Source organism: Edaphobacter sp., from assembly GCF_035532915.1.
Taxonomy (GTDB): Bacteria; Acidobacteriota; Terriglobia; order Terriglobales; family Acidobacteriaceae; genus Edaphobacter.
On record NZ_DATKQC010000233.1, the window covers coordinates 1 to 5,914 of the forward strand.

The following is a 5,914-nucleotide window of genomic DNA, read 5'->3' on the forward strand; positions in this document are numbered from 1 at the left end:
GATATTCTTCTTAGCGTGGATGGCCGAGAGATCACCCCGCCGGAGCATCCGGTCTTCGCCATGGGCAAGCAAACTGGTCTGGAGATCGTCGGCAAAGACGATCAACTGCGCCTCGTTGCGGTCGATGTGGCGCGACCCAAGGGAAAGAAGCTCCATTTTGTCGAGCCGACGCTGGTTGAGGCGCGCCATCTGGGAAACGGACTGGGCTATCTGAAGATTGCGATGTTCCCTGGGATGGTCGGAGTCGAGGTGGCGAACGAAGTCTCGCGCGCCGTCGAGAGATTGGGGAAAATGGACAGTCTCATCATCGACCTCCGCGGGAACACTGGAGGAGGGATCGGAGCCCTGCGCGTCATGAGTCTGCTCACGCCCGGCAGGATTCCGGTGGGGTTCGCCCTCGACAGAAAGCGCGTGACGCTCAATCTGGATTCGGAGAAGCATCGATTTCGGCGATTCCACGCCATCCCGGGTTCCAAGAAGGCGCTCTGGCCGCTTGCGCTGAAGTTCGCACCGGCAATGCTAGCCAAGGCACCCATCGTACTTGAGACGGAGGGGTTGGGCCGCAAGGGGTTCCACGGAAAAGTGATTCTCCTCGTGAACCGCCATACCGCAAGCGCCGCCGAAATGATCATCGCGTTTGCGCGAGAGAACAATCTGGCCAGGATCGTCGGCGAAGAGACTGCTGGCAAGCTCCTTTCCGCTACTTCCGTAAAGGTGGGCCACGGATTCCGACTGGCGTTGCCAACCGGGGCGTACTACACATGGAAAGGTTCGGTCCTTGAGGGGACACCCATCGAACCCGACGAACGGGTCGAATTCGATTGGCAAGCAGCAAGGGTAAGAAAGGACACCTTGCTTGAAGCTGCCATCGAACATATCAGCGTCCGGCCCAGCGAACGAGTCAGTTGAGGATCCTCTCAGCGCCTTAGTTACCCTCAACCTCGGTGCAGTCTTTATTCGCCCGGAACCTAAGACTCTTTGCTCTCAACTACGATTGCCCACTAAAGTCCTCGCGGAGTGACTCAGCGATTTCGCGTCAAGTGATGTAAATGCGATAGCCGTGGAGCGACCATGAAACAATGTCCGCCTCGCCGGAGTAATCAATAACGGCAGCCCCGCTGTCTCACTCGTCGCGCAACGTCTGCGCGGGAGAGATCGCTGCCACGCGCAGGGTGGGAACGGCTGCCGCAATCAGGGCTACCGCCGCAAGCACCAGGAGGACGGCAAGCATGGTGGGCCAGTCATAGACACCCACTCCATAGAGCACGCTACGCAAAACCCTCAGTGTTCCCGCACAGAGAATCAACCCCACCATGAGCCCCCATGCCGTGGCTCGCACTCCCGGTGCTCCAATGTGAACCATCGCCCGGCGAACAGGGGAGCCAAGAGCGATGCGGATGCCGATCTCCCGCGTCTTCTGCGCTACCAGGCTCGCCACCAGCGAGAAGATTCCCACGGCGCTCAGCAGCAGCGCCAGCCCAGCCATCGCACCCAGCAGCGCCACTTCGATTCTCTGTGTCGCCAGGGTTTCTGCCTGCAAATCGCTCATGCTGTAGAAGCCGGAGAACGGCAGGCCGGGAGAGGTGCTGGCCAGGGCGCGCTGCATGTCGCCCGTGAGGCCCTCGACCGGTCCGGCCGTGCGCACGATCCAACTGGGCTGAAACCAGGTGTGGATCATCGCCAGTTCGGAAGGCTGCGTCATTTGCGCCGCCGGGACGTATATGGTCTCTTCGGTCTGCAGCGGGGCAATGGGGTTAAGGCCGGACGAAAGCTGAACATCGCCCACCATGCCCACAATCACGATGCCCTTGTTGAGCGTGCGGCCGACGGGATTTGCGCCGTGATAGAACTTCTCCGCAAAGGCGTGGTTGACGATGGCGACAACCTGCGCATTTGGTCCGTCCGAGCTAGCAAATCCGCGCCCCGCGAGCAACGGAATCTGCAGGGTCTCAAAGTAGCCCGGCGTCACGTAAACAAAATCGGTACCGGCCTGTTCGCCGGCCTCCTTGCCGTCAGCAAGCGTGACCCCATCGTTCAGGGTGCGTTCAAAGGGAAGTGTCAGTCCGACCGCGGCGCTCTCGACGCCGGGAATCCGCCGCATCGCAGCGGTGCTCTCGTCGAGCAGTTTGCGAAACGCCGGGGGATTGTCGTAGCGCGCGTCGTTGAGCGAGGCCTTCGCTGTCATCACACCGTGCGGGTTGAATCCCGGCGGCAGCGTCTCCAGGTGGACAAGAGTGCGGACGAGCAGCCCCGCCCCCGCCAGCAGAAGGACTGTGAGCGCGACTTCGCCTGCGATCAGCATTTGCCGCAGCCGCTGACTCTCCGTGCTGCCAACGCCGCGGCTGGCCATCGAGGAGCGCAGATCGATGCGGCGCGTGGCCAGCGCCGGCAGCATTCCGAACAGAACGCTGGTGAGCAAGGATACAACCAGCGTGAAGGCCAGCACCCGCCCGTCGATGGGCACGGCGGCAACCGGCAAAAATCCCAGGGGCAGCAGCGAAAGCAGTCCGTGTAGCGCCACAAAGCCCACCGCTACGCCCGCGACCCCGCCAGCCATGGCCAGGACGAGGTTCTCAACCCAGAGCTGCCGCTCAATCTGCCAGCGCGAAGCGCCGAGGGCCAAGCGCGTGGCGATCTCCGAGGTGCGCCGGGCCACGCGCACCAGCGTCAGCCCGGCAAGATTGGCGCAGGCAATAAGTAGAATCAATCCCGCGGCAAGCATCAGCGCCAATGCCTTGGGGCGCAGCGTGGCCGTCTCACCCTGCTGAAGCGGCACTGAGTAGAACGACACCCGCGCAGCATGATTCTCGCTTGCCAGGCTCGTCGCTTCGCTGGCCCAGGCGCGGTTGATCTCCGCATCGGCCTGCAGCCAGGTGGCTCCGTTGCGCAGACGGGTGATGACGTCGTAATTGGTGCCGCCGCCCTCGCCCTGGGTGCTGGGTCGGAGAGCCGTGTACACCTCTGCGTCTAGTGGAGTGGTTGCGCCCTGAGGCAGGATGCCGATTACCGTGTACGGCTCGCCCTTCAGCTGAATCGCCTGTCCCACAGTGCTGCGGTCGCCGCCGAAGACGTTGCGCCACAGGCTGTAGCTCAAGATAGCGGCGTTGGGTCCATGCGGCGTGTCCTCCGCCGCGGTAAAGTTGCGACCGGCAGCGGCTCGGATGCCCAGCACATCGAGGTAATGCTGGGAGATGCGACCGTCGTGCACATAGGCCGCGTGTGCACCGGCCTCCAGATTCACGCCTGTGGTCGAGCCAGAGATCGCGGAGACGAGTGCGGGCACATCGTCGCGCAGCAGCTCCCATTCCTTCCCGTCGATATCGTGGGGCCCATCGTATGCACTTACGCCTTGGACGCGCCTGAAAATGGTCCCCATACGCTCCGGGTGCGGATAAGGCAAGCTGGTGAGCATAAGCGCGTTGACGAGGGAAAAGATTGCCGTGTTTGCCCCAATTGCGAGCGCCAGGGTGACGATAACAGCCGCAGTGAAGCCCGGATTACGGCGCAACTGCCGGATGGCAAATTTAAGGTTCTGCCCGAATGTCCCCATCGAAGCTTACCCCTTCCCATGCAAGATATATGTCCGACAGACGCCTGAGCGAATTGCTACTTTGGAGCGGTGTTGCAGAAAGCTGGCGTTCCTCGCTTCACAAGGGCATTCAGGATGCCAAAGTATCGCACCATGGAACTTCAATCAATTGAGCCGTTTATCCAATTTTGTATGCTTCTGTTGAAGGATTCAGCGTTCGCTTCCGAACAGCGATGTGCGGGAACGGACATTCGGCCGCATCGCTCCATACGGCTGCTGTAGTGATACGGGAGCACGGCCGGAGCAGTTCCGGCGCAGACTCAGAAGTGGGAATGGCATCGGAGACCTCCTGGCGCTTGTGAACTGGTGGGCAGGGTCGCCCAATGAGAACAACGCACGTTTCCAAGATCAGGTATGGCGACCGACTACTTTATTTGGAGAGGGTAGTAGTACGACGCCTGATCCTGCTCGTGGGTCGTTGAGAGGAAATAGGAGCCAGGTTGCGATTTCCGCAGATCAAGATCAACGGAGACTTCTTCCCGGTCTCCATTGCCAGCTGCGGTAGCGCTGCTTTGAGCCAGTAGATCATTGCCCGTCTGATCGCGCGTGACAGCGACCACGTATCGGCCCGGCTCGCTGTAGCGGGGAAGAATGATCGTCACCTTCACCAATGCTGCAGGCAACGACACGGATTGCAACGGGCTTGGCTGGTCACTGCGAAGCGTCCCGGCTTTCCAGAGGTCAACGGTCTCTTGAACAGCCGCCACTTCAGGAACTGAGTGCGACGGATTCGCTCTGTGGCGCGCCACCATGACCAACGCGACGACAATCAGGCAACAACACGCAGCGGCGGCTGTGGGCATCAGCTTTCGCTGGCGCGCCTGGTATGCCGGCCTCAGCTCAAGCAGCCGCCTCATGCAAATGGGGCAGTTAGCCGCATGTCCCACTCTTGGGTCCGATAGGGAAATCTGCTTGGATTTCCCGGCAAGGCTCTTGAGAAATGCTTCGTCAGGACAGGGACCGGCAGGCGTCGTGCTTCCATCGAGCACCCGCTCCTGATGGCGCTGCGCAATCCAAGCTTCAAAGTCATCTTCCAGATGTGAAGATCCGGGCCATCTCAGTGTCATTGTGGGGCATCTCCAGGGCGGGAGAGATCGTGGAGTAGAGACTCCATCTCCCCAAAATATGCACGTCGTACAGCGGTGTGATCCATTCCGAGTTGTTCAGCGATCTTCCTCCACGAGTACCCTAGCCAGCGCCACTCTACAATAGATTGGGCAAACGGCGAAAGGCGCCCGAAAATTTCGTTCGCGTAGACGCTTTGCTCTGCCTCCGGTTGACCAATATACAACTTTTCCAGATCAATCATCGACCCGTATTGAATCTCTCGGCTCCTCTTCGCGGATTGCTGCCGGGAGCGGCGTTTAATCACGCTTTTCAGGTGCAAAGTCAGCTTTTTGTCAGGGCAATCCGGGTGACGACCAACGTAGCTGGAGGCGTTCTGAACAGCATAATCCATCAGGTCGTGGGCGGCGTCGTGATCGTTGAGGAATGTCCAGGCGCAAAGAATAGCGTAGGGCCAGGCAGTTTTGGCCGCGGCCTCTAGCCTCTTATCAGAAGCTGGATCCCCGGTCGAATATGCCCAACTCCATGTCAGCTCTTGCCAGTTGCGACCATGTGGTGGCATATTTGAGCGCCTGCCCCGAAGGCGTTAACCACTAATCTATCTATAGTATAGACCACAAACAGACATAGCCGTGGGTACGAAAGTGTTACGCAGCTTGCCCCAAAGCTTCTGCGAAAGTGCCTTTAGTAGGTACAGGGAAAGACCTGTCAGAACGTCCCGCAGCAAACATGATGATCCTTCGACGTTGAATGGCGGTTCAGCGTGATCGAGATTCTGTCAGAACAGGAGGCGGCGATTCAAACATCAATCGATCTCGGAGTTCGTTGCGGCACGTGGGCAAATGTAAGACGATAGCTGCCAGTTTCAAATAATGACTCGCGGAGTGAGTTGGAACCTGTCTGCGCGGCCAAGCCGAGAAAGATTTCCCTGCTCAATTCGCAATCAGCTTAATCCAAGGCGAATGGAAAACGCGGATTCTGAATCCGCCTCTCGCTGTTCGCTTCACGATTCTCAACAGCTCTACCTGAATAGGGGTTTTCTCCGCATCCCCCACTGCTGAGGTGTCCCCATGACTGCTGAACCCAGACTGAGATCGTCCTATGTCTGGGGTCCGGATGCCAGATCTTTGGCACTCCAGGCCCAAGTGCTTTCAGGCCAAAAACTCGATCAACTCGTTCGTCGCTTGCAACGCCAGACCGGCCGGACCAGGGAGGCATGTTGGCGGTTTGTCCTTCAATTTGGCTTGAAGAGCAGGGACG

At 59.4% G+C, this 5,914-nt stretch carries 4 protein-coding genes; 1 reads left to right on the forward strand and 3 read right to left on the reverse strand.

All coding sequences use genetic code 11. The features are described from left to right. The coding region (locus VMU57_RS11250; protein ID WP_325383400.1) for a S41 family peptidase at nt 1-909 on the forward strand (909 nt) is incomplete at its 5' end. A 214-nt stretch (nt 910-1,123) separates the two neighbouring features. On the opposite strand, the gene VMU57_RS11255 is transcribed toward VMU57_RS11250, so the two are convergent. From VMU57_RS11255 to VMU57_RS11265, 3 genes are all read right to left on the reverse strand, one after another. Then, nucleotides 1,124-3,550, reverse strand: coding sequence for an ADOP family duplicated permease (locus VMU57_RS11255; RefSeq protein WP_325383402.1), 2,427 nt, complete (start codon nt 3,548-3,550; stop codon nt 1,124-1,126). Nucleotides 3,551-3,954: 404 nt separating this feature from the next. After that, nucleotides 3,955-4,656 (reverse strand): hypothetical protein, encoded by a 702-nt coding sequence (locus tag VMU57_RS11260; protein ID WP_325383404.1) that lies wholly within the window; start codon nt 4,654-4,656, stop codon nt 3,955-3,957. Continuing rightward, on the reverse strand, nt 4,653-5,216 hold the full coding sequence (locus VMU57_RS11265) for a hypothetical protein (protein ID WP_325383406.1): 564 nt from the start codon (nt 5,214-5,216) through the stop codon (nt 4,653-4,655). The genes VMU57_RS11260 and VMU57_RS11265 overlap by 4 nt, the downstream gene beginning before the upstream one ends. Nucleotides 5,217-5,914 lie beyond the last annotated feature (698 nt).